This window comes from Streptomyces sp. NPDC091682 (assembly GCF_044756625.1).
Classification (GTDB): Bacteria; Actinomycetota; Actinomycetes; order Streptomycetales; family Streptomycetaceae; genus Streptomyces.
Window position 1 is genome coordinate 364,489 of record NZ_JBIVTH010000008.1, and the last position, 24,567, is coordinate 389,055.

The window sequence follows — 24,567 nt, forward strand, 5'->3', positions numbered from 1 at the left end:
CGGGAAACCCCCGCGCCGGTTCACACCGGGCGACGCCGGGCGGCGCGGACGAGGATCCGCAGGGGCGCCGCCAGGCCGTAGCCGATGTCCCGGCGCAGGGCGGCGACCCCCGCCCGCTCCACGGCGGTCAGCTGGTGCGCCATCAGCTCCGTCATGGTCGCGATGACCGGACGCAGCCCGGGTTCGGCGAGGTCGCCGATGCCGTGGGCGGCGTCCAGGGCCGTGCGGGCCCGCCGGCACTCGGCGGCCAGGAGGGCGCGCACGGCCGGGGTGTCGCGGGCCCGTTCCAGGTCGGCGCGGGTGACGGAGTGCTCGTCGAGCCGGCTGCGCGGGATGCAGAGCCGGCCGTCCGCGAGGTCCCCGCAGAGGTCGGCGAGGAAGTCCACGCGCTGGGCGGCGTCGACGAACCGCCGCCAGCCCGCGGCCTGTTCCGGGTCGGGGCCGCCCTGGTACTGCAGTCCGGTGAAGACCAGCACCCCGGGCCACGCGTAGGCGTCGAGGTAGGCCTGGAAGTCCTCCTCCGCGGCGAAGCCGTCGAAGCCGGCCTCGGCCGTGGCGGCGCCCCGGAGGAAGCGGGAGACCCAGTGCGGCGGCAAGCCGCGGGAGTCCACCGCGTGCGCATAGGCCCGCAGGAGGGGATCGGGGCTGTCCCCGGACTCCAGGGCCGCCTCCACCCGCCCGGACAGCGCTGCGAGTCCGGCGGCCCGCTGCTGCGGGGTACCGGTCTCGGCGGTGTCGTCGACCAGGTTCATGAAGGCGAGACCCGCGGCGAGGGCGGGCACCAGCTGCGGCGCGGCGAGCAGCCGCAGCGCCAGGTACGGGGCGGGCTCGCGGCGGAGCACCCGGCGCGCGGCGCGGGTGTAGTCGTCGCGCAGCCGGGGGCCGGATATGCCGGCCCCCGTGAGGGTGGTGCGCCAACTGGGCATGGTCGTACTCCTGAACGCGTCGGACCGTACGTGCGTACGGGTAGACGATGTCAGAGCTTGGTGACCTTCTTGACCTTGCCGTCGATTCCGGCGAGCACGTAGCCGCCGCGACCGTACTCGTCACTGATGTAGGGCCGCATGCAGGGGACCTGGTCCATCATCCAGGGTTCGACGATCACGTAGATCGAGGTCGGCTTCTCGACACCCAGGTCCTTCTTGGACTGCTCCAGCAGGCCGGGCAGCGCGTCCCAGTTGACGGCGGCCATGTCGATGAGCGGCTCGCCCTCCTCGACGGTGCCGTCCGGGCCCGTGCGCTTGGCGGCGCCGTCGCGGTACTGCCAGGCGTCGACGGTATCGGCGCCGGGGGCGGTGGGGATCGAGGCGAGGACGTAGCCCTCGTAGACCTTGAGGTCCACGAAGGTGGTGGTGCCGGTCTTCTCCTTGAGCGCGTCCAGGGCGATCCGGATGTTCTGCGGGGTGAGCATGTTGCCGCGGGCCGTGTCGGTCTTCGAGGTGCTCGCCTTCGCACCGGGGGTGGCGGCCGCGGTACCGCCCGGAGTGGCGACGGCGGGCCGGGTGGCGCGGGAGTCGGCCGCGTCGTCGTCCCCGGAGTTCCCGTCGGGCATCAACTGCACGATCCCGACGACCGCGGCCGCCAGCACCACGGTCAGCGCGGCGCCGATCAGGGCCGGGCGCCTGCGCGCCGCGGGCGTCAGCGCGACGGGCGTGGTGGAGGCCGCGTAGGGGGAGGCCCCCTGGCCGTACGGCGGCGGGGTGGGCGATCCGTACGGGCCGCCGTACGGGCCGTACTGACCCGGGACACCGGGCGCGGCCGGCGCGGAAACGGGAGGCACGGAGACCACCGGCGCGGCGGCGACCGGCGCAGCGGCCACCGGCGCCGCGTAGCCGGATCCGAGAGCGGCGCTCGCGGCCCGGAGCAGTTGTTCCAGCTGAGCCCCGTCGGGCCGGGCGGCCGGGTCCCGTACGAGCAGCCGTTCCAGTACGGGCCCCAGCGGGCCGGAGCGCACGGGCGCCGGAATGGGCTCGTCGAGCACGGCGACGACCGTGGCCAGGCTGGTGGCCCGGCGCAGCGGGTTGGTCCCCTCGGCGGCCACGTAGAGGAGCATGCCGAGCGACCACAGGTCGGAGGCGGCCAACCCCTCCTCCCCGCGGACCCGCTCGGGTGCGATGTACTCCGGGGAGCCGATCAGCACACCGGTCGCGGTGAGTCCGGTGGAGTCGTGGAGCGCGGCGATGCCGAAGTCGGTCAGCACGGCCGACCCGTCGGGGCGGAGCAACACGTTGGCGGGCTTCACGTCGCGGTGGAGGATCCCCTCGGCGTGGGCGGCACGCAGCGCGGACAGCACGTCGAGACCGAGCCGCACCACCTCGGCGGGCGGCATGGGGCCGGACTCGAGGCGGTCGTAGAGGGAACCGCCGCGGACCATCTCCATGACGATCCACGGGTGCCCGTCCGTGCCCTCCGCGGGCTCGACGATGTGGTGGATCGTCACCACGTGGGGGTGGGCGAGACGGGCGAGGGCGCGGGCCTCGCGGACGGCGCGTTCGCGCATCTGGTCCGCGAGGCCGGGCTGTGCGGCGGCGGTCGCCGGGTCCGGCGGGCGCACCTCCTTGAGCGCGACCTCACGATGGAGGGCGATGTCGCGGGCGCGCCACACCGTACCCATGCCCCCGCTGCCCAGGGGGGCGACCAGCTCGAAACGGCCGTCGATCAGCTGTCTGCCGGCCTCACTCGTATCCATGGCCGCTCATCGTAGGGGGCGGCCGGATCAGCAGTGTCGGCGGTCCACCGTGAGCGCGCCCTGGGCGGTGGCCACCGTCCGGTCGTAACACCCGCCCGGGGCTGCGGAACCGTACAACCGGTAGCGGGCGGACGTGGTGGCGACGGCGTGCCGCTGGTCGCGCGGGACGTTAGCGGTGTAGGTGGCGTCGCCCGTGTACCGGTCGTCGAGCCGGGAGCCGTCGACGGGCTTGCCGCCCCGCAGGGTGACGGTGTCGGCGCGGTCGCCGAGCGAGAGGACGGTGCGCAGCCGGTCGCCGGCGCCGAGGGTGGTCTCGCCGTCCATCGTGTAGGTGCGGTCGGTCCGCGTGGTGGTCGGCCCCCGCGTCACGCTCTCCTCGTCGGTCCAGGTGGCGGTGAGCGCGTCCTGGTTCTCGCCGTCGGTCCAGCGGTGCACGGAAGTGCCCCGGACGACGCGGGTGACGGTGGTGGCCACGCGACCGTGGGAGGTGTTCAGGTGTCCGGCGACCGTGAGCCGGTGTCCGCCCTCGGTGTCCAGGCGGTGCTGCGCGCCGGGGGCCGCGGGCGTCCAGCGGGAGCGGCCGGTCGGATCGCCCGGCTCGTACCGGGTCAGGGCGCCGGTGACAACCTCCCGGGCCTCGTCCTGCCAGAGCAGGAGGTTGGTGGGGGTGCTCCAACCGCTCTGTCCGGCGGGGACCCCGACTACGGAGACCTCGATGCGGTGCGGCCGGCCGTCGTTGAGGAGGGCGGCGTAGGGGGTGAGGTCGTAGCGGATCGGCTGGACGTCGAAGGCGCGCGGGCCGGGGGTGACGTACCAGAGGAAGGGGTTGGACCAGCCGCCGGTCCAGACGGTGGGGAACGGCGCGGCGATGCCGGCGAGCCGTCCGTCGACGGAGATCTGCACCTCGCGGTACGGGCCGTCGGCTGCCTTGCAGGAGTACGGGGCCGCGTCGGGGGTGGTCATGTACCAGTACTCCTCGCAGCCGCCGCCCGAGCCGGTGGCGTACACCTCGGCGAGGAGGCGCTCCGTGTTGCGCGGCGTGGTGACCGACGGGGAGGTGAGGGGCAGGACGCGGTCGGGGGTGTCCGGGGCCGGGTTGCGGCCGTCGGCGGCGTAGAAGGTCAGGGTCACCTTGACGTCGATGACGCCGGTGTACGTGTCGTTCACGACGTTGCCGATGAGCATCTCGACGGGCTGCGGGCGGGCGAGGGTATCGCGGTAGCGGGTGACGTCCTTCTCGACGGACCAGGTGATGCCGTCGGGCGAGGGCTGCGGGGTGGACGTGCGCAGGATCTCGACCCCGCCGAGGGAGAGGTGACCGAGCCGGTCGTACTGGCGGCCCTTGACCTTGCCGTCGAGGCGCAGGACCACCTTGGCCCAGCCGGTCGCGCCGCAGGCGGCGGGCGGTGCGTAACTGCCCCGGTAGGGCGTGAAGTCGCGGAACTGTGCCTCCGCGAGGGTCACCCGGCAGGACCGGGTCGCGGGCCGGGCGACGGGTGGGGCGGCCGTGAGGGGGTCGTGCCAGTCGGTGCCGAACTCGGCGGGCGGCGGGTCCGCGGCCGGGGTCCCGGCGGCGTACGCGGGTCCCGCGGCGGCCAGGGTGGCGGCGGTCAGCGCGATCGCGCCGAGCAGGCCGGTGATCCTGTGTCGTCTCATGGGCCCGCAGTGAAACCCGGCCCGCCGGGGCCGGGCCAGGGCCGGTGCTCCGCCCCTGGCCGGTTCTGGACCGCACCGGGCCCCGCCGGATTCGCCGGCTCCGGTCAGGACGTCAGCGGGGCAGGACGACCACGCCGTCGTCGTCCGCGTGGACGGTGTCCCCGGCGCGGAAAGTGACGTCGCCGATGGTCACGGGCTCGTCGACCGCGCCGTCACCGGTCTTGCCGCTCTTGCGGGGAACCGTGCCGAGCGCCTTGATGCCGAGGTCGAGCCCGCCGAGGGCGACGCTGTCGCGGACCGAGCCATTGACGATCAGGCCGGCCCAGCCGTTGGCCTCGGCCGCGCCCGCGATGAGGTCGCCGACGAGGGCGGTGCGGGGCGAACCGCCGCCGTCCACGACGAGGACAGCGCCCTCCCCCGGCGTGTGGAGGAGGGTGCGCAGCAGCGCGTTGTCCTCGTGGCAGCGCACGGTCCGTACGGGACCGGCGAACAGCCTGCGGCCGCCGAACTGGCGGAACCCGGTGGCGCAGATGGCCAGGGACTCGCCGTACTCGTCGTACAAGTCGGCTGTGGGGACGGGGGTGACGCTCATCTGGCTACCGGTTTCCTCGCTGCTCGTGCGCGTACGTCGCGGTGGTGCGGCCAGCGTAATCCGCCGGTGGTCCGGCGCGGCGGGGCGTCTCGCACCTGCGGTGCGGGCGGCCCGAATCGGCTGGAACGTGCCGGGCTGGCGGGCGGCTCCGGGCGGTGGTGGGGACCGGACCGGACCGCGTGCGGCCGGGTCAGTTCCGGGAGTTGCCGAAGAGGATGCGGTAGCCGATCAGCAGGACCAGTGAGCCCGCGATGGCGGAGCCCCAGGTGGCGAGGTCGAAGAACTCGGTCTGAATAGGCTTGTCCAGGACCTTCGCCGACAGCCAGCCGCCGATGAAGGCGCCGGCGACGCCGATGAGGGTGGTCCCGATCAGGCCACCGGGGTCACGGCCGGGCAGCAGGACCTTGGCGATGCCCCCGGCCAGCAGTCCCAGGATGATCCAGCTGACGATCCCCATGTCCAGTCACTCCGCTTCGGTCGTTCGGGTGTTCTCCTGGGAGGACGCGCCCGCCGGCGGATCGGTTCACCGCCGCTCAGACCGCCACGCGGCCAGCCGCTACGGGGAGCTCGGCGCCCGTGACGGGGCCGGTGCCCGGACCCGCGCCGGCGGAGGGCGTCCGGGTGAGCAGGACCACCCCGCGCGCCGCCAGGAAGGCTCCGGCGCCGGCCAGCAGCAGTCCCGGCACTCCGCCCTGCAGTCGTTCGCCGAGCAGGACCATGCCGATGGCGGCCGCGGCCAGCGGGTTGGCGAGGTTCACCACGGCCAGCGGGGCGCCGAGACCGCCGCGGTAGGCCCGTTGTGACAGGAGCATCCCGCCGACGGCGAACACCATGACGAGCAGGGCCACGGAGACGACCCGGACGCTGAGCAGGGCTCCGCCGCGACCGGCCGCCACGGCCACCGTCTGGGTCAGGGCGGAGGCCGCCGCGGAGGCCAGCCCGGAGGCGGTCGCGTGGCGCAGCCCCGAGCGCGGGTCCTTGTCCGCGGTCAGCATCATGATCACGGCGAGGGTCGCGCCGGAGACGGCCAGCGCCTCGATCAGCGTGAGGGTGTCGTCGGGGGCCGGTCCGGAGGCCGGGAGCAGCAGCAGGCCGAGACCGGCGACGGTGGCCAGGGTGCCCCGCCATTCGGTGGCCGCCACCCGGCGGCCGGACCGCCGCGCCCCCAGCGGGACGGCGGCCACCAGGGTGAGCGCGCCGAGCGGCTGCACGAGGGTGAGGGGGCCGTAGCGCAGGGCCGCCGCGTGCAGCAGCGCGGCGGCGGCGTTCAGCCCCGCCGACCACCACCAAGCCCCGGAGCCCAGCAGGGCCTTGGCGGTGCGCGCGACGGCGGCCCGGGCGAGCCGTTCCTGGGCGACGGCGGCGGCTGCGTAGGCCACGGCCGAAGCCAGGCAGAGCCCGACGGCGAGGGTGGTGTCGTTCATCGTCGGGCTCCTACGGCCGAGTCCGCGCTCCGCGGGCGCGGCAGGCCTCGTACGGGGACGTCCTGGTCGGGCTCCGGACCCGTTCGCGCGTCCGGGCCCCGGCCCCGGTCCGGATCGGGATCGCTCGTGCGCGGCTTGGGGACGAGCAGCAGGGCCGCCCACAGCAGGAGGGCGGCCACGACGGCGTCGAGCCAGTAGTGGTTGGCGGTGCCGACTATCACGAGCAGGGTCAGCAGCGGGTGCAGCAGCCACAGGAAGCGCCACCGCGAGGAGGTGGCGGCGATCACGCCGAGCGCCAGCATCAGCGCCCAGCCGAAGTGCAGTGAGGGCATGGCGGCGAACTGGTTCGCCAGGGTGTCCTCGGCCGGTGCGGCCTTGTAGACGGTGGGCCCGTAGACCTGGGCGGTGTCGATGAGCCCCGCGGCGTCGAGGAGTCGCGGGGGCGCGAGCGGGAAGGCCAGGTGCAGGACGAGGGCGGCACCGGTGAGTCCGGCGAGTACGCGGCGCGTCCACAGGTAGTGGGCGGGGCGCCGGACGTAGAGCCAGATCAGGAAGAGCGCGGTCGCGGGGAAGTGGACGACCGCGTAGTAGGTGTTCGCGGTGGTGACGAGGGCGTCCCCGTGCAGCAGCAACCGCTGTACCGCGCCCTCGCCGGGCAGGTGCAGGAAGCGCTCGGCGTCCCAGGTGCGCGCCGCGTTGCGGAAGGCCTCGTCCGTGCGGTCGGTCGAGAGCAACCGGCCCGCCTTGTAGACGGCGAAGAAGCCCACGACGAGCAGCAGCTCGCGTATGAGGCGGCGGCGCGCGGCTCTCGGTCCGGCTGCCGGCCCGGCAGGTGTGGTGTGGGAGCTCATCCCCCGGTCTCTCTTCCTGTTTACGCGCACAGCGACACGCCAGTGTATCGATACATTGGCGTATCGATACGCTGGTGTACCGATACGGTCGCGTTCCCGTACACTTCCGTAGTGGAACCCGCAGCCGAGGCGCCCCGAGGAGAGCCGCATCCATGACGTCGACGCCGCCCCCCGCCCGCCGCTCCAAGATCACCCCGGAGCGTGAGCAGGAGTTCTACGACGCCGTCCTGGAGCAGCTGCGCGAGTACGGCTACGAGGCCCTGACCATGGAGGGCGTTGCCGCCCGGGCCAGCTGCGGCAAGTCGACGCTCTACCGGCAGTGGAAGACCAAGCCCCAGCTCGTCGCCGCCGCCCTGCGCGCGGGCCGCCGCGGCACCCTCGTCGCCGTGGACACCGGGTCACTGGCCGGCGACCTGCGCGAGGCGGCCCGGATCGCGGCCGGCACCTCCGGCAGGGACACCCGACTGACACAGGCCCTCGGGCACGCCGTGCTCAGCGACGAGGAACTCCAGGCCGCGCTGCGCGAGGCACTGGTCGAGCCGGAGCTGGCCGCGTTCGCCGAGATGGTCGGACGGGCCGTGGCGCGCGGTGAGATCGCCGCGGACCATCCGGCCGTGGAGTTCCTGCCCGCCCAGCTGATGGGCGTCCTGCGGATCCGGCCGGTACTGGAAGGGCGGTACGCGGACGCCGACTACCTGGTCCGGTTCGTGGACGCCGTGATGCTCCCGTCCCTGGGCCTCGCACCGTCCCGCCGCACCGGCCCCCCGGCCGAGCGGACCCCCTGAACCGGCGGGCCGCCGTCCTGATGACCTGACGGCGACCTGCCCGCGCTGCCTCGTGGGGACGGCGGCAGCGCGCCACCCGGACCGGGCGGCGGCCACTCACCCCAGGAGTGGCCGCCGTCCGATCCGTGCGGCTCCGCACCGGCCCGGACGGCCGACTTCAGCGGGGCGCGCCCATGGTCCGGGCGAACGCCTCCGGGTCGGCTTCGAAGCCGTGCAGTCGCAGGTCGAAGGACCAGGGCCCCGAGGCGTCTCGGGTGAATTCGGCGACGGTGGCCGCGGTGGCGGCGGTCACGGCCGCGAAGTCGCCCTGGGCGAGATCGGTGTGGCCCTCCCGGATCCGGAACCCGGCGCCGCCGATGTCGGCGAAGGTCTTCACGGGGCCCGCGCCGCCGGCTTCGGCGTTCTGGATGACCACGCCGACCACCACTCGGCTCGACCCCGGCGCAATCCGGTGCAGCTCGATGGTCATCACCTCGTCGAAGCCGAAGCCCTGGCCGGTGTGGCTGTCCCGGTTCAAGGTGATGGTCCCGTCCGGCGACCGGCTGCCGAAGTGCACGAGCTGGACGGGCGTCCCGTGGAGGTCACCGGCGCCGTAGACCGCGGCGACTATGTCGAGGTCGTTCGCGGGCGTGCCCGTCGGGCTCGGGTCCCACCGCAGGGCGAACTCCACCTTGGCCAGGCCCTTGCGTACACCGGTCACCGAACTCCCCCTTCGTTCACGGGCATTGCCCGTCCATGATCCCACGACCCCTCCGGCCCGGCCCGAACAACCGCACGCTTCCGGCCATTTCGGCCGGTTCGGCGATCCGGTCCGGCCGCCGTCGCCCACCCTCGCGCCGAAAGGGAGATTCCCCCGGTCGGACGGAAGCGCGTGCATACCGGATTCGGACAGCCCACACGGTACGGACAAAAGGGATTTGCACCCTTTCGCCCCATAGCGACGCATTGCCGTCCCGTCACTCCGGACCCGTTTTCGCGCCGCCCCTTTCCCCCGTTGCGACCTGCACCAACCGCACGATCGACGACTGTCCGGATCGTTATCCTCAAGTTTTGCTCAAATCTAGTGACGATAAGCCGTTCTGCTTCCTAGCTTCCTCGTACACGCGTCCAGACGTCCCCCACGTTCGCGCGGTTCCAGGCGCCATCGGCAATCCCGTGACGCGTCCCGCGTTCCCCAGGAAAGAGTGCAGCATGAAGGTTCCCCAGGCCGGTGCGGTCGCCGCAGTGATCGCGATCGCCCTGACCGCCTCCGGGTGCGGCGTCTTCGACGATGGGGACCAGGGGGACGGGACCCTCGCCATCGGCATCAAGTTCGACCAGCCCGGCATAGGCCTGCGGGAGACCGACGGCACCTACTCCGGATTCGACGTCGACGTCGCCACCTATGTGGCCAAGGAGCTCGGCTACAAGTCGGACAAGATCGAATTCAAGCAGGTCTACAGCAACGACCGCGAACTGCTGCTCCAGTACAACGAGGTCAAGTTCGTCGTCGCGAGCTATTCGATCAACGAGAAGCGCAAGGAGAAGGTCGACTTCGCAGGCCCGTACTTCGTCGCGCACCAGGACCTGATGACGCGCGCCGGCGACGCTTCGATCACCAAGGCCGAGGACCTCAATACGAAGAGCCTGTGCTCGGTCTCCGGCTCCACCTCGGCCGAGAACCTCCGCAAGAACCTCGCCCCCAAGGCGGGCCTGCTGGAAATGGGCGGCTACTCGGACTGCGTCGTCGCGCTCCAGGAGAGCCGCGTGGACGCCATGACCACCGACAACTCCATCCTGGCCGGGTACGCCGCCCGGAAGGGCAACGAGAACAAGTTCAAGCTCCTCGGCCAGAGCCTGAGCAACGAGAACTACGGCATCGGCGTCAAGAAGGGCAACAAGGAGCTCCAGGGCAAGATCAACGACGCGCTGAAGAAGATGGTCGCCGACGGCTCCTGGGAGGCGGCCGTGAAGAAAAACTTCGGCGAGAACTACCGGTACGAGCCGGCTCCGGCGATCATCCCCGTGAGCTGACGCCCGCCGACACGACCCGACGGCCGTGACCCCTCGTAGGGGGTCACGGCCGCCCGTGTGATCCGTGATCCGGCTCAGGCCACCGGGGCCTTGCCGCGCAGCACCGTCAGGAACTCCCGCATCCAACGGGAGTGGTCGGGCCAGGCCCGGGCCGAGACCAGGGTGCCGTCGACAACGGTCTCGGAGTCCTCGAACTCGGCCCCGGCCGCCTTCATGTCCAGTTCCAGCGCCGGGTACGCGGTCACCCGGCGGCCGGCCAGGCCCCCGGCCGCGGCCGTGATGAGCGGGCCGTGGCAGATCTGGGCGATCGGCCTGTCGGACTCCGCGAAGGCGGCCAGGATCCGGCGCACTTCGGGGTCGTTGCGCAGGTACTCCGGCGCCCGGCCGCCCGGGACGACCAGGGCCGCGTAGTCGTCGGTGACGACGTCGGCGAAGGCCAGGTCGGCGGGCCAGGTGTAGCCGGGCTTCTCGGTGTAGGTGTCGAAGCCCTCCTCGAAGTCGTGGACCACGAACCGCAACTTCTTCACCTGCGGCGCCGCGATGTGGACCTCGTACCCCTCCTCGCGCAGGCGCTGGTACGGATACAGGACCTCCAGCGATTCGGCCGCGTCGCCGGTCACGATGAGGATCTTCACTGCCATGGGCTGCTCCAGATGGGGCTGGTCACGGTCGCTGCGGCCCCGCCGGGGGCCACCGCTACCCTGCCCGCGGCGCGCGGCCGGCACACACGAAGATCACCCAGTCCCGACACATGGTCTTCATCTGTTCGGCACATGACAATGTGACCCTCGCACTGCCACTGACACTCCGCCAATTCCCCGGGCGGGGACGGTGCGTATGGAGAGGTACCCCCCACCCGATGAGAATCTCGCGCCTGACCCCCTGGGCTGCCGGCCTCGCCGCCGTCGCCCTGGTCGCCGTACCGGCGGCCGCGTCCGCCGGCCAGCAGCGCCCGGCCACCCCGCAGAACCCGACGGTCGCCGCGGCGGACCCGTACGCGGACTACTACGCCGGCGCCCAGGGCAAGACCGGGCCCGCGCTGAAGACCGCCCTGCACGACATCATCAAGACCCAGTCCAAGGTGACCTACGAGGGCGTGTGGAACGCCCTGAAGGTCACCGACGAGGACCCGGCGAACCCCAACAACGTCATCCTGGTCTACTCCGGCCGCTCCCAGTCCAAGGCGACGAACGGCGGCGGGGTCAACGACTGGAACCGCGAGCACGTCTGGGCCAAGAGCCACGGCGACTTCGGCACCGCCACCGGCCCGGGCACCGACCTGCACCACCTGCGCCCGGAGGACGTCACCGTCAACAGCACCCGGGGCAACAAGGACTTCGACAAGGGCGGCAGCCCGGTCGGCGAGGCGCCCGGCAGCCTGACCGACGCCAACTCCTTCGAGCCGCGCGACGCGGTCAAGGGCGACGTGGCGCGGATGCTGCTGTACATGGCCGTCCGCTACGACGGTGGTGACGGCTTCGCGAACCTGGAGCTGAACGACAAGGTCAACAACGGTTCCGCTCCCGCGATGGGCCGGATCAGCCTGCTGAAGCAGTGGAACCAGATGGACCCGCCGGACGCCTTCGAGCAGCGCCGCAACCAGGTCATATTCGACCGGTACCAGCACAACCGCAACCCGTTCATCGACCACCCGGAGTGGGTCAACTCCATCTGGTGACCGGGGCCCGCAGTCACGGCGTCCTCCGGGGTTGGGCCGCGTCAGGCAGGGTATTCCCCTGGCCAGAGGCTGCGACCCGCGCCCGACGGCAGCAGCCGGCGGAGGTACGCCGTGATGGACGGAGCCGGACTCTCCGATCGCGAGCAGCGCGCCCTCTCCGCGATCGAGGCCGAACTCAAGGGTGACCGTTCCCTCGACCGGATCCTGCGGTCCGCCACGTCCCACCGGCGTCACCGCACCGTGGCCGCCTGGCTGCTCGGTGCGGCGGCGGCGGTGCTGTTCGTGGCGGCCTCGGTCACCGTCTCCCGGCTTTTGATCTGGGTCTTCGCCGCCGTCTGGACGTCTGCGGTGATCCTGGCGCTGCCGCTGGTCGGTCAGTGGCTCCGGCGCCGACGTGCGCGCGTCGACCGCACGGGGCGGCCGTAGGACCGGTCAGAGCCGGTCGGCGAGGGCCTTGAAGTCGGACCAGGGCAGCTGGGGCGTCCGCGCGTCCCACACCTTCTGGGAGAGCGCGGCCAGCGGAGCCTGGATGCCCGCGGCCACCTGGGCCTGGGTCTGGGCGCCCGCCAGGTCGCTCCAGACGGCGAGGCGACCGCCCAGGATCTGCGGCCCGTACGAGGCCGGGACGGGAGTCGTGCCGCGCAGTACGAGCGGGGTCCACTGCTCGTAGATCCGCTTCCCCGTGGGGTACGTGAACTGGTTGGGCTCCCCCAGCACGTAGTAGAGGTACTCGTCGTTGAGGTTGACGAGCTTGCGGCCCTCGCGCAGGTACTCCAGCGGCGGCCGGGCGCCGTTCTCCTTGCCGGTCCAGTACTCGACTTGGATGTCCTTGGCGGCGCTCGTCACCCCGCCCGCGAAGAACCCGTCGTTCCAGGCCTTGAGCGCCTTCCCCGACGGCCGGACCACGGCGGCGCGGTCGTTCAGCCAGCCCGTCGCCAGGTCCTGGACCCGCGCCGAGGGCCCGTACCGCTGCTGGGCGGCGCGGGCGAGCTGGGGGAAGGAGGCCTGCGGGTCCCGGTAGACCAGCGCCTGGTACTCGTCGGCGCCCAGGTGCCAGGCCCCGCCGGGGAAGAGCGGAAGGTACTCGCGCAGCAGGTCGTCGACCAGCTTGGCGGAGGCCGGGTTGGATATGTCCACGGCGCCCTTGACCGCCCGCCCCTGCGTGTCGCGCAGCTGCAGGTCGGGGTGGGCGCGCAGGACCGCGCCGAGGTGACCGGGCGAATCGATCTCGGGAACCACCGTGATGTGCAGCCGGGCGGCGAGCGCGTTGATCTCGCGGACCTGGGCCTTGGTCAGGTGCGGGGTGGAGACGATCTCGGGGTGCGTGTCGGACTGGATGCGGAAGGCCTGGTCGTCGGAGAAGTGCAGGCCGAGCTGGTTGAGCTTGAGGTCGGCCATTTCGCGCAGTCGGTCCTCGATCCAGTCCGGGCTGAAGTGCTTGCGGGCTATGTCGAGGTTGAGGCCGCGCTGCGGTTTGGCGGGGGCGTCGCGCACGGTGCCCTCGGGAGCCGAACCGGCGCCCTTCACCGCCTGCTTGAGGGTGCGGGTGCCGTAGAAGACCCCGGCCTGGTCGGGGCCGTTGATCCGGACGCGGCCGTCCTTGACGACCATGGTGTACGACTCGGGTCCACCCGGGGCCCCCGCGTCCAGGGACAGTTCCACGTCACCGGCGCGCGGCGCCGCCGACGCCCCGTACCCGATGCGCAGTTCACCGGCGAGCAGCTCGGCCTCGTCGGAGAGCGCTGCGGTGTCGTCCGGGGCGACGACCACGCGGGCATCGGGGGTGGGCTTCCAGCCGGGCCCGCGGGCGGGCTCGTGCTCCCGTACCGCCGGGATGGTGCGCGGGGCCGTGGACAGGGGGTGGGACGGGGTCGGAGCGGGGGTGGGGGCGGCCTCGGCCGGGACCGCCGCCGTCGTGGCGGGGCCGGTGGAGGAACCCGGGGCACTGGGGGCGCGCGCCTCGTCGGAGGCCGCCGTACAGCCCGGGAGGGCAAGGGTGACCAGCGCGGCGACCGTTGCCGTCGCGATGGTGCGGAACCTCTCATGCCGTCTCGGTGTGCTCATCATGTGCCCGTGTCCCCCGTACCAACGTGGCACGGAGGACACGGACGCGCGACCCGACGGCCCAAGGCCGGACCCGGCGCTCTCGGACGGGTGCCTGCGCACGGGGCAGGGGGCGGATCAGTGGTGGGCGGGGACGGCCGTGGTCGCCTCGGGTGCGCCGGCCGCCACGACCGTGCCCCGGTCGCCGTGGGTCGCGCGCCGTGCCGTACGGCGCTCCAGCGCGCCGGAGGCGAGGGCGAGCACCAGCGCGGAGGCGGCCAGCGCCGCGCCGACCCAGTTGGGGGCGGTCCAGCCGAGGCCGGCGGCGATCACCAGCCCGCCGAGCCAGGCGGCGAGGGCGTTGCCGAGGTTGAAGGCGCCGATGTTGACGGCCGAGGCCAGGGTGGGCGCCCCGGCGGCCTGGTCCAGGACGCGCTTTTGGAGCGGCGGGACGGTGGCGAAGCCGAGGGCGCCGATCAGTACGAGGGTGAGCGCCGCGCCGGCCTTGGTGTGGGCGGTGAGGGTGAAGACGGCGAGCGTGACGGCCAGGGCGCCCAGGGCCACGTACAGCATCGGCATCAGCGCGCGGTCGGCGTACCGGCCGCCGATGAGGTTGCCGGCGACCATGCCCAGACCGAAGAGGACGAGGAGCCAGGTGACGGAGGTATCGGCGAAGCCGGCGACGTCGGTCATCATCGGGGTGATGTAGGTGATCGCGGCGAAGACGCCGCCGAAGCCGAGGACGGTCATCGCCATCGCGAGCAGCACCTGGACGTTGCGGAAGGCTGCGAGCTCGCGGCGGATCCGCACCCCGCCCTCGGGTCGGGGCAGCTCGGGTACCAGCCGGGCGATGCCGAGCAGACCGACGACGCCGAGCGCGGCGACGATCAGGAAGGTGACGCGCCAGCCGAGGGTCTGGCCGACGAACGTACCGAGGGGGACGCCGACGACGTTGGCGACCGTCAGTCCGGTGAACATCATGGCGATCGCGCCGGCCTTCTTCTCGGGGGCGACGAGTTCGGCGGCGACGACGGCGCCGATGCCGAAGAAGGCGCCGTGGGCGAGTGAGGCGACGACGCGGCCGGCGAGCATGACGCCGAAGACGGGGGCGAGGGCGGAGAGCACGTTGCCCGCGATGAAGAGGCCCATGAGCAGCATCAGCATGCGCTTGCGGGGAATGCGGGTGCCGAGCACGGTCATGAGGGGCGCGCCGAGGACGACGCCGAGGGCGTAGCCGGTGACCAGGAAGCCCGCGGTGGGGATCGAGACCCCGTACGTGCCGGCGACCTCGGGGAGCAGGCCCATGATCACGAATTCGGTGGTGCCGATCCCGAAGGCCCCGACGGCGAGGGCGAGGAGTGCGAGGGGCATGGGAGAGGTGTCTTTCAGGGGAGGAGGTGGTGCCGGGTGCGGCAGTACGACGGCTTGATCGCGATCGGGGGCGATTGATGCAGTCGCCGCTTTCGTGCGTCCAACGTTAATTGCAGACGCGGGATATTTGCAAGCGCGGGCTATTGCGCACGTGGACTATCCTGGTGGTCCCACACCCAGCCCCGGACGCTTCGACGGAGGAGCCATGACGGCCACGGACAGCGCGCTCACTGCCCTTTCCCAGGGCTGGTGCGCCCTCTCCCTCCTGCACGGGCGGATCGAGGCGCACATCGAACGGGCCCTGCAGGCCGGCCACGGCCTGAGCGTGCGCGAGTACTCGCTGCTCGACGTCCTCAGCCGCCAGCACAACGGCCCGGGCGGTCACCTGCGGATGCACCAGGTCGCCGACTCGGTGGTGCTCAGCCAGAGCGCGACAACCCGGCTGGTGAGCAGGTTGGAGGACCGCGGCCTGCTGAACCGCTACATCTGCGCCACCGACCGGCGGGGCATCTACACCGATGTCAGTGAGGCGGGCCTGACCCTGCTGGCCGCGGCCCGCCCCACCAACGACAGCGCCCTGCGCGAGGCCCTGGACGAGGCCTCGCACATCCCTGAACTCGCCCCGCTGGTCACGGCGGTGGAGAACCTCCGGGGCTGACCGGCGGCCCCGCCGGACGGCTCAGCGCGGGGTGGGGCTCGGCGGGGGCGAGGAGGTGACGATGCCTCCCCGCGCGGCGGACGGGCTCGCCGACGGGGGCTCCGACCCAGATGCCCGGGGCGAGGCCGGGACCGACGGGGACGGGCTGACCGACCCGGTGGGGGGCGAGGACACGGACGGGGTCCGCCGCCCGGATGCGGAGGGCTGCGGGGCGGGTGACGTCGGGTCCTGCGGGGACGGGCCCGGGGCCGTGATCCGCGGCGGGGTGGCCGGCAGCCCCGGCCCGGGCGGCGGATCCGGGGCGAGCAGGAGGTACCCGATCCCGGCGGCCGCTGCCGCCGCCAGGCCCGCCAGCGGCAGCGCGAACCGCCGCAGCCCGGCCATCGGCAGCCGTCCCGGGTGCGTCCCCGGCGGCTCCGCGGGCCGCAGGCTGCGGACGTCGATGCTGTCCGCGCGCGCGTCGAGGGCCTGCCGCAGCCGGCGCTCGACGGGGCGCTCGGCGAGCCGTTCGCCGTCACGCGTCATATCCGTCCCTCCAGAATCCGTTCCAGGGCGTCCAGGCCGCGGCTCGCGTTGGACTTCACCGCTCCCCGGCTGATCCCGAGGGTGGCCGCGATCTCCGCTTCGCTGAGATCGGCCCAATACCGCAGCACCAGCACCTGACGGCGGCGCGGCGTGAGCCGGCCGAGGGCCGCGAGCACCTCGCGGTACGCCTCGTCCAGGACCACGTGGTCCTCTGCGGACGGTATGTCGGCAGCCGCGGGCGGGGTCCAGGCCCGGACGGTGCGCCGACGGCGCAGCACCGAGCGCGAGGTGTTGACCACCGCGGTGCGCAGGTAGCCCAACGCGTTGTCGACCTCGGTGATCTGCTCCCCGTGCCGCCGGTAGAGGGCGGTGAAGGCGTCCTGGACCACGTCCTCGGCGGTGGCCAGGTCGTCGACGAGCAGCACCGCGAGCCGGACCATCCGCAAACGGTGCGCGTGGTAGAGCTCGCTGACGGTGGGCGGCCGCTGGTCGCCGTGGCCCGTGCGGTCATGGGGCCAGGGCGACGAGGAGCCGTACGGGGACCCGTACGAGGAGTCGTACGACCGCGGGGAGGCCGGCGGGGCGGAACGTTCCCGGCGCAGCAACGACCAAAGGCCCCGCCACGCCCGGCCGAAGCCGGGCGTGAGGGGGCCGACGGGTGGAGCGAGTTGGAGCACGGGGTTCCTCAGCTGTTCGCGCGGCGCCGCACGGCGTACAGGGCTCCCGCGCCGGCGAGGACCAGAACCGTGGCCCCCGCCCCCATGGCGATGGTCGTCGCCGAGGAGCCAGTATGCGCGAGCTCCGCCGCGCCGGGTGCGGCCGGTGCGGCAGGTGCGGCGCCGGGCTCGGAGGGGGAAGCGCTGGGCCGGGCGTCCGAGGGAGCCGACGGACGGGCGCTGGGCGCGGCGCTCGGGGACGCGCTCGGCGCGTCCGAGCCCGCGCTCGGCGGGGTGCTCACCGAGGGGGAGGGCTTGGGACCGCCCGCGGTGGGCGACGCACTGGCCGGCACGCTGACCGACGGGGAGGGCGCGGCCGAGCCGCCGCTCGCGGCGAAGGCGGGACCGGCGAGGGCGACGGCCAGCACGGCGGCGGCAGTGGTGACGGCCGTCCGACGGAAGGCCGGGGAGACGCGCTTGGGGTTCTTCACGGTGGTTCTCCACGGTCGGGTCGAGGACGCGGTTCTGCGCCCTTCACCCCCGCACGACGCGCGACCCCCCGGGAGGTTGCCGCCGTTCCGGAAAAACTTTCCGACCGGTTTCCGGCGGCCCGTCCGGGACCCCATTCAGGGCCGTGGCCAGGGTGGCGATGCCCTCTTCGATCTCTCCGGCCGAGCCCGCCGCGTAGCCGAGGATCAGGCCCGGCGGGCCGGGCCGGACCCGGTGCCAGGACAGCGGGTGGGTCTTGACCCCCAGGGCCAGGGCCGCCGAGGCCAGGGCCGTGTCGTCGAAGCCGGCGCCGTCGAAGGTGACCATCAGGTGCAGACCGGCCGCTGCGCCGTGCACCCGGGCGCCGGGCAACAGCTCGGCGATGGCCCGGAGCATGGCGTCGCGGCGGCGACGGTGGCGGCGCCGGACGAAGCGCAGGTGCCGTTCCAGTTCGCCCGAGTCCATCAGTCGGGCGAGGACCAACTGGGCGAGGACCGGATTGCCGAGGTCGGCGTAGCGCTTGGCGGCGGTCACGGCGTCGCGCAGGCGCGGCGGGACCAGCAGCCAGCCCAGGCGCAGGGCGGGGGCGAGCAGCTTGGACACGCTGCCGGCGTAGCAGACCGCCTCGGGCAGCAGGGCGCGCAGCGCGGGGACGGGGGCCCGGTCGTAGCGGTGCTCGGCGTCGTAGTCGTCCTCGATGACCAGTCCCCCGGCGGCCGCCCAGCCGAGCAGGTCGCGGCGGCGTTCGCCGTCGAGGACGACCCCGGTCGGGAACTGGTGCGCCGGGGTGAGCAGGACGGCCCCCGCCCCGCTCGCCCGCAGTGCGGCCACGTCCAGCCCGGCCTCGTCCACCGGTACGGGAACCGTTTCCATTCGCCCGTACTCCAGTTGCTGCCGGGCACCGAGCGAGCCCGGGTCCTCCACCGCGATCCGGTGGACGCCTTCCTCCCGCAGGACGTGTGCCAGCAGCGCCAGCGCCTGGGCGACGCCCGCGACGACGACCACCTCGTCGGGGTCGGCCCGGATCCCCCGGTTCCGGGCCAGCCAGCCGACGACCGCCCCGCGCAGTGCGGACGCGCCCTGGGGGTTCCCGTATCCGAAGTCGGCCGGGGTGAGCGAGGCGAGGACCCGGCGCTCTGCCTGTAGCCAAGCCGTGCGCGGGAAGGCGGTGAGGTCGGGGACCCCGGGTGACAGGTCGATCCGGCACGACACGGCGCGCAGGGCGTCGACGAGCCCGCCGCGCTCCGGTGGGCGGGAGGCAGTGGCCACCGGTAGTGGGGCGGCGACGACCACGGTGCCGCCGCGGCCCCGGCCGCTGACCTGGCCGGTCTCGGCGAGCCGCTGGTAGGCCTCGGTGACGAGCCCCCGGGAGACGCGCAGTTCGGCGGCGAGGACCCGGCTGGCCGGGAGCCGGCTGCCGATCGGAAGGGTGCCGTCGGCGATGGCTGCGCGGAGCCGGCCCGCCAGCCATTCGGTGCGGCCGCCCGGCGGGGCCTGGCCGACGTCGAGCTGGAGGAAGTCCGAGCCGCTCGGGCTTTTGGACCCCTGGGTATCGCCTTCATTGGACCTGCTCATGGGGCCATTGTGGGGTCACGCTGGATCTCATGCAGACACGGCCCGCTTCCAACGCCGCCCCTTCGCCCGCTTCGACCACGGCCTCCGCCTCGACCACCGCCTCTGCCCCTCCCGCCGGATCCACCGGGTTCCGTGACCTGGTTCCGGGAATCGTCGGGATGGCACTGGTCGGTAGTAGCGTCACGGTCTCGCGGGCGCTCGTCGACGCCCCGCTGTTCGCCACCCAGGCCGTCCGGTACGCGGCCGCCGCGCTGCTGCTGTTCGGTCTGGCCCGGGTCGCCCGCGTGCCGATCCACCGGCCGCGGGGACGGGAGTGGCTGTGGCTGGCGGGGATCGCGGCGACCGGGCTGGTGCTGTTCAACGTGGCCGTGGTCCGCGGGGTCGCGCACGCCGAACCGGCCGTCATCGCCGTCGCGGTGGCCTCCGTACCGATCCTGTTGGGTCTGCTCGGACCCGTCCTGGAAGGGCGGCGGCCCAGCCGTCGGGTGCTGCTGGCGGCTCCGGTGGTGGTGGCCGGAGCCGTCCTGGTCGAGGGAACGGGGCGGACGGACGCCGCGGGAGTGGCCTGGGCGACCCTCGCGCTGGGCTGCGAGGCCGCCTTCACCCTGCTCGCGGTGCCGGTGCTGCGCCGGCACAGGGCGTGGGGGGTGTCCGTGCACGCGGTGTGGTTGGGCGCGCTGATGCTGGCGGGGCTCGCGGTCGTCTTCCATGGCCCGGCCGGGCCGTTCTCGCTGGGGCGGGCCCAGTGGGCGGCCGTCGGCTACCTCGCCGTCATGGTGACGGCGGTGGCCTTCCTGCTCTGGTACCGCACGGTGGCCGCCGTCGGCGCCGGCCGCGCCGGCCTGTTGGCCGGGATCGCACCCCTGGCCGCGGCCGGCGCGGGGGTCCTCACGGGCAGCGGGGTCCCGGGCCCGGCCGTGTGGCTCGGCCTGCTGGTGGTGATCGTGGGGCTGGCCGCGGGCCTGCGGCCCGACCGCGCCCCGCAGTCGGGCGCACGGGCACCGCGGCGCAGCCGGGACCGCTCCGGCAGGCCCTGAGCACGACCCTGCGGTGCAGGCCCGTCCGCCGGCGGCCCGGCCGCGCCCGGGCCGCCTCCTTCGGATCGTGCCGGGCCCGCGACTCCCGACGGGATCCGGCAGGGACGACCTACGCCGCCGGCGTGAAGTCCGCGGTCAGCAGCTCCAGCTCGCGCACCGCGGCTTCGACGTCGTAGGTCCGCAGGACGGGCTCGCGTGACGGGTCCTGCGGCCAGACGTCCCAAACCCACTACTCCGGCCTCCGGTCCGGGGCCTTGAAGTCGTCGTAGCAGTACACGATGCAAGGGCCCAGGGTTTCGGCGGTCTCGAAATCGGAGCTCGTCCGCAGGCGCAGGGAGTTGTGGCTGGAGAAGGGGAAGAAGCGCGCGAGCGTACTGGCCCGGGCCGTGCGCCACAGCAGTTCCACGACCGGAGGAACCCAGGAGTTGATGGACCGGCAATGGCTGTCGGTCCGCGACGCGTGCCGGATGCGCACGTCCCACGCGGGGGCCGGCTCCGTCATGAACCCACGCTCCGGCGCGCGTAACAGAAGAGGTGCTCCTCCGGGACCGCCCGGGCGTCGGCGGGCTGGAAGTGCGCGGTGTGGTGGTGCAGCACCTCCAGGCCCAGGTCGGCGAGCCGGGCCAGGTGGTCCGCCGTGGAGAGGCTGCTAACGGTGACCTCGTGGCCCATCCACTCGATGTCCAGGCCCCGGATGTCCCCCGGCACCGTGGCCATCACGAAGTACCCGCCGGGCGCGACCCAGGACGCCATGCGGTCCAGTGCCCCCGCGACCTCCGGCTGGTCCATCACCAGCAGCGGGAAGAAGGAGCAGACCGCGTCGAAGCCGGCCCGCTCGGGCGTGTAGGTCCGTACGTCGGCCTGCTCGAAGCGGGCCTGCGGGACTCGGGCGCGGGCCAGTTCGACCATGGCCGACGAGACGTCGATGCCGGTGACGGCGCAGCCGGCCCGCACCAGCGCCTCGGCGGTGGGCCGTCCCGTACCGCTTCCGACGTCCAACACCCGTGCCCCGGAAGGCAGTCGGCCGGTGAGCCAGTCAAGGGCCGCCAGTTGGCCGGGAACCCGCCCGAACACCTCCTCGTAGCGCTCCCCCAGCGCGTCGAACACCTCTGCCGCCGACTTGCGTTGACTCATCGGGCCGCCCCTTCGTCTTCGGAGCACCACCGTACTGGCGCGGTGCCGTGACGGGCGACGTCCCCCGTTAGGATCTGAGGCCAGTGATCATCAAGGGAGCCCCATGTCCAACACCGACGACGCCGTGCTGAGACCGCTCGGTCCGGAGGATCCGCAGGAGATTTCCGGGTACCGGCTGCTCGCGAAGATCGGCGAAGGCGGTATGGGTTCCGTCTACCTCTCGCGGACCCGGGGGAACCAGCCGGTCGCCCTGAAGGTCATCCGCCGCGAGTTCGCCCAGGAACAGGACTTCCGGGTCCGCTTCGAACGCGAGGTGCAGGCCGCCCGCCGCGTGCAGGGCTACCACATCGTGCCGGTGCTCGACCACGACACCAGTGGTGAACAGCCTTGGCTGGCGACCGCGTTCGTGCCGGGCCTGGCGCTCGACGACGCTCTCGCCGCGCACGGCCCGCTGCCGCTGCCCGCGGTGTTCCAGCTGATCGGCTGCACGGCGCAGGCCCTGCACTCCGTCCACGCCGCCTCGGTGGTGCACCGCGACCTCAAGCCGAGCAACATCCTGCTCGGTTCGAACGGCCCGTGGGTGATCGACTTCGGTATCGCGCGGGCCACCGACACCACCCAGCTGACGCGCAACGGCGGGTTCGTCGGGACCCCGCAGTACATGTCCCCCGAGCACGCGCTCGGCCGGACGGTCACGCCGGCGACCGACGTCTTCGCACTGGGTCTGATCGCGGCGGTCGTGGCCACCGGCCGCCACCCGTACGGCGACGGCGCGGGCCTCTCGATCGCCGCCGCGATAGCCAACACCCCGCAGCAGGCCCCGGACCTGAGCGGCTACCCGGAGCCCCTGCGCCAACTGCTGGAGCGCTGCCTGCACTCCGATGCCGCGCAGCGACCCGGCCCGGCCGAGCTCGCCGAGTGGTGCGGCCGCGTCGCGGGCCGGGCACTGCGCGACTTCGACGGCTGGCTTCCCGAGCCGCTGACCGAGGAGATCGCGCGGCGCGAGCGGTCGGCCGAGGCCCAAGCCCAGGCCCAGGTTCCGACTCCCTCCCGGGCGCCTGCGCAGGCCCCGCCCCCGCCGGCCTACACACCGACCGTGGCTCCGGGGCCCACCCCGCCCGCGTACGCGCCCGCGCAGGCGCCCGGGCCGGTTGCCATGGCGTACGCGCCGACCCAGGGACCGGTGGGCGGCCACCCGGGGTACGGCGCGCCCGCCGCCCCCGCCCCGGCCCCCGCCTACGCCGCGGCGGCCGCGCCCGCCGCGCCCTCCCCCGCGCGCCGGAGCCGCGTGCCCCTGGCCGTCGGCGCGGGCGTCCTGGCGGTCGCTCTCGCCGCGGGCGGTACCTGGTACGTCACGCGCGAGGACGGCAAGGGCGACGACCGGCAGACCGCGGGCGGGAGCAAGGAGAAGACGGCGGAGGCGCCGAAGGACGTGGCCCCGGCGGCGCAGGGCGGCGGCGCCACCCCCACACCCCAGGCGTCCGGCCGCACCTACACCGTGGTGTTCAAGGACAAGCCCGTCAAGTTCCTGGCGCCCAGGGAATTCGGCAAGATCAACGTGGTCGACCTCGACTTCCCCAAGGTGGCTCCGTTCGCCGACATCGGCTACAACGACCGGGAGCTGGCCATGGGCTACGACGACGTCCAGAGCGGAACCCCGTTCGGCAAGAGCAAGGGCGCGACCCCCGAGCAGTGCGAGACCGGGGCCGCCACCGATCCGATTCCGGAAAGGCTGCCGCAGTCGGACCTCGGCGGCGCGGACAGCGCCATCGTCCAGGGCGACCTGCTGTGCACCGTCACCACGAAGGGCAATCTCGCCATGGTCAAGATCGTCAGTGTCGAGCCCTCGACGGACAGGGTCTACAAGGTCCCGACGTACCTCACCGAAGTGACCCTCTGGAAGCGGTAGGCGCGACCGCGGGCTCGGCGTGAGCACGACGGGCCGGACCAGCTCACCGACAGCGGCGCTCCTTCACACTTCACACGGAACGTTCCATGCAGACCAGCCGGTCCCGTTCGTCCCAGGACCCGGTGACGGTGAATCCGAGTCGTTCGTACAGGGCGATCGCACCGGCCCGCCACTGCCACACCGAGAGCCGCACCGCGCTGAGGCCGCTCTCCTCGGCATGGGCCAGCGCAGCGCCGACGAGACGGCGGGCGATGCCCAGCCCGCGGAACTCCGGGTCCGTCCAGAGCCGCTTGACCTCGGACCGGCCGTCCACGGAGGCCGCCATCACCAGGCAGCCCACCGCGGCGTCCCGGACCGAGGCTAGGAACACGGCGTCGCCGGCGAAGGCCACCTGCGGATCCGTGATCTCCGTGCGGTAGCGGTCGGGCAGCCCCTCCACGCCGGCTACGGACTCGCCCTTCTCCTCCTGCGTGCGCAGGTGGTAGGCGGCCAGCAGTTCGGCCAGCCCGTCCCGGGCGGAGAGGGCGCGCCCCGGCCGGCGGAGGACGACGACCTCGTGTGGTTCGGTCATGCAGGCAGCATCGCATCCCGGGGCGCGGCCCGGGCGGCCGGGGCGGGAGGGGCGGCCGGGGCGGGAGGAGTCAGGTCGAGGCGGGGACGAGCACCACGGCCGTTCCGTACGCACACACCTCGGTCCCGACGTCCTGGGCGTCGGTGACGTCGAAGCGCATCATCAGCACGGCGTTGCCGCCGCGTGCCTTCGCCTGTTCGATGAGCCGGTCCATGGCCTGGTTCCGGGTCTCCACCAGGGTCTTGGTGAGGCCCTTCAGTTCACCGCCGATCATCGACTTCAGGCCCGCGCCGATCTGGCTGCCCAGGTGGCGGGAGCGGACGGTGAGGCCGAAGACCTCGCCGATGACGCGCTCGACCCGGTAGCCGGGGACGTCGTTGGTCGTCACGACGAGGACGCCCGTCTCGTGCGCGCCGGCGCCGCCGCCGTAGTCATCGATACCCATGGCACCCACTGTCGCCCGGGCCGCCACCGCCCGCACCCCGGGCCGCGCGAGCGGGGCGCGAGCCGGGCGCGAGCCGGGCGCGGGGGCGGGTTCGGGCGGGCGCCCGGGCGTGTCTCCTCACCGGGGAAGCCGCCGCGCCACACGATCTCGCCGAGCACCGGAAGCCTGCACGGATCCGGGCCGGCGCCGGACGTGTACCCGCGTACACCCACGTACGCCCACGCGCACATCAACCCCCTGCGTACCGATCAGGTTGTACGGCGCCACCTACCTGAGTGGTACTCCGGCCTCATCCCCTGGATGGGCGCGGGCGGTGACGGCGGGCCCGTAGATTTTCCTCCGCCGGCTCAGCCGCCGGCACCGCCCTGTCCCCCCCGTTATGTTTTTCGCGGTCCTGCAATGGGGCCGCTGGCCTCCGGGCCCGGTATGACTGTGTCCCCTCTGTCGGACGAATGACCTGGGGGGT

Annotated in this window: 26 protein-coding genes; 7 read left to right on the top strand and 19 right to left on the bottom strand. The window is 73.3% G+C overall.

Features of this window, described 5'->3' with window-relative positions:
* Positions 1 to 20: 20 nt before the first annotated feature.
* The 7 genes from ACIQK6_RS21105 to ACIQK6_RS21135 form a co-directional block, all read right to left on the bottom strand.
* Positions 21 to 926 carry a squalene/phytoene synthase family protein gene (locus tag ACIQK6_RS21105; protein ID WP_329095492.1) on the bottom strand — a complete coding sequence of 302 codons (906 nt, stop codon included), beginning with the start codon at positions 924 to 926 and terminating at the stop codon, positions 21 to 23.
* A 50-nt stretch (positions 927 to 976) separates the two neighbouring features.
* Positions 977 to 2,689 (bottom strand): serine/threonine-protein kinase, encoded by a 1,713-nt coding sequence (locus ACIQK6_RS21110; protein ID WP_402695253.1) that lies wholly within the window; start codon positions 2,687 to 2,689, stop codon positions 977 to 979.
* Between the two features lie 27 nt (positions 2,690 to 2,716).
* Entirely contained in the window at positions 2,717 to 4,345 is a 1,629-nt protein-coding gene (locus ACIQK6_RS21115; protein ID WP_402695254.1) for a peptide-N4-asparagine amidase, read from the bottom strand.
* Between the two features lie 112 nt (positions 4,346 to 4,457).
* On the bottom strand, positions 4,458 to 4,937 hold the full coding sequence (gene rraA, locus ACIQK6_RS21120) for a ribonuclease E activity regulator RraA (protein ID WP_356791014.1): 480 nt from the start codon (positions 4,935 to 4,937) through the stop codon (positions 4,458 to 4,460).
* Positions 4,938 to 5,127: 190 nt separating this feature from the next.
* The gene (locus ACIQK6_RS21125) at positions 5,128 to 5,394 is read right to left on the bottom strand and encodes a GlsB/YeaQ/YmgE family stress response membrane protein (protein ID WP_189744401.1); all 267 of its coding nucleotides are present in this window, start codon (positions 5,392 to 5,394) and stop codon (positions 5,128 to 5,130) included.
* A gap of 76 nt (positions 5,395 to 5,470) precedes the next feature.
* Complete coding sequence (locus tag ACIQK6_RS21130) at positions 5,471 to 6,361, bottom strand: DMT family transporter (protein WP_329095500.1); 891 nt, start codon at positions 6,359 to 6,361, stop codon at positions 5,471 to 5,473.
* Positions 6,358 to 7,212: a phosphatase PAP2 family protein gene (locus ACIQK6_RS21135; protein ID WP_402695255.1), complete on the bottom strand. Its 855-nt coding sequence runs from the start codon at positions 7,210 to 7,212 to the stop codon at positions 6,358 to 6,360. Before ACIQK6_RS21135 ends, ACIQK6_RS21130 begins: the two co-directional genes overlap by 4 nt.
* A gap of 152 nt (positions 7,213 to 7,364) precedes the next feature.
* On the opposite strand from ACIQK6_RS21135, the gene ACIQK6_RS21140 reads away from it, so the two are divergent.
* Entirely contained in the window at positions 7,365 to 7,997 is a 633-nt protein-coding gene (locus ACIQK6_RS21140; RefSeq protein ID WP_402695256.1) for a TetR/AcrR family transcriptional regulator, read from the top strand.
* Between the two features lie 157 nt (positions 7,998 to 8,154).
* On the opposite strand, the gene ACIQK6_RS21145 is transcribed toward ACIQK6_RS21140, so the two are convergent.
* Positions 8,155 to 8,697 carry a TerD family protein gene (locus ACIQK6_RS21145; protein ID WP_329095506.1) on the bottom strand — a complete coding sequence of 181 codons (543 nt, stop codon included), beginning with the start codon at positions 8,695 to 8,697 and terminating at the stop codon, positions 8,155 to 8,157.
* A gap of 491 nt (positions 8,698 to 9,188) precedes the next feature.
* Here ACIQK6_RS21145 and ACIQK6_RS21150 point away from each other — a divergent pair, with 491 nt between their 5' ends.
* Complete coding sequence (locus ACIQK6_RS21150) at positions 9,189 to 10,010, top strand: glutamate ABC transporter substrate-binding protein (protein WP_329095508.1); 822 nt, start codon at positions 9,189 to 9,191, stop codon at positions 10,008 to 10,010.
* A gap of 74 nt (positions 10,011 to 10,084) precedes the next feature.
* Here the strand turns inward: ACIQK6_RS21150 and ACIQK6_RS21155 are convergent, their stop codons facing one another.
* On the bottom strand, positions 10,085 to 10,651 hold the full coding sequence (locus tag ACIQK6_RS21155; RefSeq protein WP_329095510.1) for a DJ-1/PfpI family protein: 567 nt from the start codon (positions 10,649 to 10,651) through the stop codon (positions 10,085 to 10,087).
* 218 nt (positions 10,652 to 10,869) lie between these two features.
* Between ACIQK6_RS21155 and ACIQK6_RS21160 the strand changes: the two genes are divergently transcribed.
* Positions 10,870 to 11,688 (top strand): endonuclease, encoded by an 819-nt coding sequence (locus ACIQK6_RS21160; RefSeq protein ID WP_329095512.1) that lies wholly within the window; start codon positions 10,870 to 10,872, stop codon positions 11,686 to 11,688.
* Positions 11,689 to 11,802: 114 nt separating this feature from the next.
* Positions 11,803 to 12,114, top strand: coding sequence for a DUF3040 domain-containing protein (locus ACIQK6_RS21165; RefSeq protein WP_329095514.1), 312 nt, complete (start codon positions 11,803 to 11,805; stop codon positions 12,112 to 12,114).
* A gap of 6 nt (positions 12,115 to 12,120) precedes the next feature.
* Here ACIQK6_RS21165 and ACIQK6_RS21170 read toward each other — a convergent pair whose 3' ends face one another.
* Positions 12,121 to 13,752, bottom strand: a complete 1,632-nt coding sequence (locus ACIQK6_RS21170) for a glycoside hydrolase family 20 protein (protein ID WP_329107405.1) — start codon at positions 13,750 to 13,752, stop codon at positions 12,121 to 12,123.
* A gap of 117 nt (positions 13,753 to 13,869) precedes the next feature.
* Positions 13,870 to 15,102 carry an MFS transporter gene (locus ACIQK6_RS21175; RefSeq protein ID WP_329095516.1) on the bottom strand — a complete coding sequence of 411 codons (1,233 nt, stop codon included), beginning with the start codon at positions 15,100 to 15,102 and terminating at the stop codon, positions 13,870 to 13,872.
* 205 nt (positions 15,103 to 15,307) lie between these two features.
* Here ACIQK6_RS21175 and ACIQK6_RS21180 point away from each other — a divergent pair, with 205 nt between their 5' ends.
* On the top strand, positions 15,308 to 15,760 hold the full coding sequence (locus ACIQK6_RS21180) for a MarR family transcriptional regulator (RefSeq protein WP_329095518.1): 453 nt from the start codon (positions 15,308 to 15,310) through the stop codon (positions 15,758 to 15,760).
* Positions 15,761 to 15,781: 21 nt separating this feature from the next.
* On the opposite strand, the gene ACIQK6_RS21185 is transcribed toward ACIQK6_RS21180, so the two are convergent.
* From ACIQK6_RS21185 to ACIQK6_RS21200, 4 genes are read right to left on the bottom strand one after another with little or no spacing between them, the layout of a single operon-like run.
* Positions 15,782 to 16,285 (bottom strand): hypothetical protein, encoded by a 504-nt coding sequence (locus tag ACIQK6_RS21185; protein WP_402695257.1) that lies wholly within the window; start codon positions 16,283 to 16,285, stop codon positions 15,782 to 15,784.
* Positions 16,282 to 16,962 (bottom strand): SigE family RNA polymerase sigma factor, encoded by a 681-nt coding sequence (locus ACIQK6_RS21190; protein WP_329095521.1) that lies wholly within the window; start codon positions 16,960 to 16,962, stop codon positions 16,282 to 16,284. The genes ACIQK6_RS21185 and ACIQK6_RS21190 overlap by 4 nt, the downstream gene beginning before the upstream one ends.
* Positions 16,963 to 16,970: 8 nt before the next feature.
* Positions 16,971 to 17,432, bottom strand: a complete 462-nt coding sequence (locus ACIQK6_RS21195) for an LAETG motif-containing sortase-dependent surface protein (protein ID WP_402695258.1) — start codon at positions 17,430 to 17,432, stop codon at positions 16,971 to 16,973.
* Positions 17,433 to 17,475: 43 nt separating this feature from the next.
* On the bottom strand, positions 17,476 to 19,005 hold the full coding sequence (locus ACIQK6_RS21200) for a PLP-dependent aminotransferase family protein (RefSeq protein ID WP_329095525.1): 1,530 nt from the start codon (positions 19,003 to 19,005) through the stop codon (positions 17,476 to 17,478).
* Positions 19,006 to 19,034: 29 nt separating this feature from the next.
* Here ACIQK6_RS21200 and ACIQK6_RS21205 point away from each other — a divergent pair, with 29 nt between their 5' ends.
* Positions 19,035 to 20,042 (top strand): DMT family transporter, encoded by a 1,008-nt coding sequence (locus ACIQK6_RS21205; RefSeq protein ID WP_402695259.1) that lies wholly within the window; start codon positions 19,035 to 19,037, stop codon positions 20,040 to 20,042.
* 229 nt (positions 20,043 to 20,271) lie between these two features.
* Here ACIQK6_RS21205 and ACIQK6_RS21210 read toward each other — a convergent pair whose 3' ends face one another.
* Both ACIQK6_RS21210 and ACIQK6_RS21215 read right to left on the bottom strand, forming a co-directional pair.
* Complete coding sequence (locus ACIQK6_RS21210; protein WP_402695260.1) at positions 20,272 to 20,544, bottom strand: hypothetical protein; 273 nt, start codon at positions 20,542 to 20,544, stop codon at positions 20,272 to 20,274.
* Positions 20,541 to 21,176 carry a class I SAM-dependent methyltransferase gene (locus ACIQK6_RS21215; protein WP_329095532.1) on the bottom strand — a complete coding sequence of 212 codons (636 nt, stop codon included), beginning with the start codon at positions 21,174 to 21,176 and terminating at the stop codon, positions 20,541 to 20,543. The genes ACIQK6_RS21210 and ACIQK6_RS21215 overlap by 4 nt, the downstream gene beginning before the upstream one ends.
* A gap of 103 nt (positions 21,177 to 21,279) precedes the next feature.
* On the opposite strand from ACIQK6_RS21215, the gene ACIQK6_RS21220 reads away from it, so the two are divergent.
* Complete coding sequence (locus ACIQK6_RS21220; protein WP_402695261.1) at positions 21,280 to 23,085, top strand: serine/threonine-protein kinase; 1,806 nt, start codon at positions 21,280 to 21,282, stop codon at positions 23,083 to 23,085.
* A 70-nt stretch (positions 23,086 to 23,155) separates the two neighbouring features.
* Here the strand turns inward: ACIQK6_RS21220 and ACIQK6_RS21225 are convergent, their stop codons facing one another.
* Positions 23,156 to 23,656, bottom strand: coding sequence for a GNAT family N-acetyltransferase (locus ACIQK6_RS21225; protein WP_329095536.1), 501 nt, complete (start codon positions 23,654 to 23,656; stop codon positions 23,156 to 23,158).
* A gap of 70 nt (positions 23,657 to 23,726) precedes the next feature.
* Positions 23,727 to 24,101, bottom strand: coding sequence for a YbjQ family protein (locus ACIQK6_RS21230; RefSeq protein WP_266607592.1), 375 nt, complete (start codon positions 24,099 to 24,101; stop codon positions 23,727 to 23,729).
* Positions 24,102 to 24,567 lie beyond the last annotated feature (466 nt).

Bases quoted from the DNA above. Each gene is read 5' to 3' on its own strand.
- ACIQK6_RS21105 (WP_329095492.1), bottom strand. From the start codon at position 926: ATGCCCAGTTGGCGCACCACCCTCACGGGGGCCGGCATATCCGGCCCC.
- ACIQK6_RS21110 (WP_402695253.1), bottom strand. From the start codon at position 2,689: ATGGATACGAGTGAGGCCGGCAGACAGCTGATCGACGGCCGTTTCGAG.
- ACIQK6_RS21115 (WP_402695254.1), bottom strand. From the start codon at position 4,345: ATGAGACGACACAGGATCACCGGCCTGCTCGGCGCGATCGCGCTGACC.
- rraA (WP_356791014.1), bottom strand. From the start codon at position 4,937: ATGAGCGTCACCCCCGTCCCCACAGCCGACTTGTACGACGAGTACGGC.
- ACIQK6_RS21125 (WP_189744401.1), bottom strand. From the start codon at position 5,394: ATGGGGATCGTCAGCTGGATCATCCTGGGACTGCTGGCCGGGGGCATC.
- ACIQK6_RS21130 (WP_329095500.1), bottom strand. From the start codon at position 6,361: ATGAACGACACCACCCTCGCCGTCGGGCTCTGCCTGGCTTCGGCCGTG.
- ACIQK6_RS21135 (WP_402695255.1), bottom strand. From the start codon at position 7,212: ATGAGCTCCCACACCACACCTGCCGGGCCGGCAGCCGGACCGAGAGCC.
- ACIQK6_RS21140 (WP_402695256.1), top strand. From the start codon at position 7,365: ATGACGTCGACGCCGCCCCCCGCCCGCCGCTCCAAGATCACCCCGGAG.
- ACIQK6_RS21150 (WP_329095508.1), top strand. From the start codon at position 9,189: ATGAAGGTTCCCCAGGCCGGTGCGGTCGCCGCAGTGATCGCGATCGCC.
- ACIQK6_RS21155 (WP_329095510.1), bottom strand. From the start codon at position 10,651: ATGGCAGTGAAGATCCTCATCGTGACCGGCGACGCGGCCGAATCGCTG.
- ACIQK6_RS21160 (WP_329095512.1), top strand. From the start codon at position 10,870: ATGAGAATCTCGCGCCTGACCCCCTGGGCTGCCGGCCTCGCCGCCGTC.
- ACIQK6_RS21165 (WP_329095514.1), top strand. From the start codon at position 11,803: ATGGACGGAGCCGGACTCTCCGATCGCGAGCAGCGCGCCCTCTCCGCG.
- ACIQK6_RS21170 (WP_329107405.1), bottom strand. From the start codon at position 13,752: ATGAGCACACCGAGACGGCATGAGAGGTTCCGCACCATCGCGACGGCA.
- ACIQK6_RS21175 (WP_329095516.1), bottom strand. From the start codon at position 15,102: ATGCCCCTCGCACTCCTCGCCCTCGCCGTCGGGGCCTTCGGGATCGGC.
- ACIQK6_RS21180 (WP_329095518.1), top strand. From the start codon at position 15,308: ATGACGGCCACGGACAGCGCGCTCACTGCCCTTTCCCAGGGCTGGTGC.
- ACIQK6_RS21185 (WP_402695257.1), bottom strand. From the start codon at position 16,285: ATGACGCGTGACGGCGAACGGCTCGCCGAGCGCCCCGTCGAGCGCCGG.
- ACIQK6_RS21200 (WP_329095525.1), bottom strand. From the start codon at position 19,005: ATGAGCAGGTCCAATGAAGGCGATACCCAGGGGTCCAAAAGCCCGAGC.
- ACIQK6_RS21205 (WP_402695259.1), top strand. From the start codon at position 19,035: ATGCAGACACGGCCCGCTTCCAACGCCGCCCCTTCGCCCGCTTCGACC.
- ACIQK6_RS21210 (WP_402695260.1), bottom strand. From the start codon at position 20,544: ATGACGGAGCCGGCCCCCGCGTGGGACGTGCGCATCCGGCACGCGTCG.
- ACIQK6_RS21215 (WP_329095532.1), bottom strand. From the start codon at position 21,176: ATGAGTCAACGCAAGTCGGCGGCAGAGGTGTTCGACGCGCTGGGGGAG.
- ACIQK6_RS21220 (WP_402695261.1), top strand. From the start codon at position 21,280: ATGTCCAACACCGACGACGCCGTGCTGAGACCGCTCGGTCCGGAGGAT.
- ACIQK6_RS21225 (WP_329095536.1), bottom strand. From the start codon at position 23,656: ATGACCGAACCACACGAGGTCGTCGTCCTCCGCCGGCCGGGGCGCGCC.
- ACIQK6_RS21230 (WP_266607592.1), bottom strand. From the start codon at position 24,101: ATGGGTATCGATGACTACGGCGGCGGCGCCGGCGCGCACGAGACGGGC.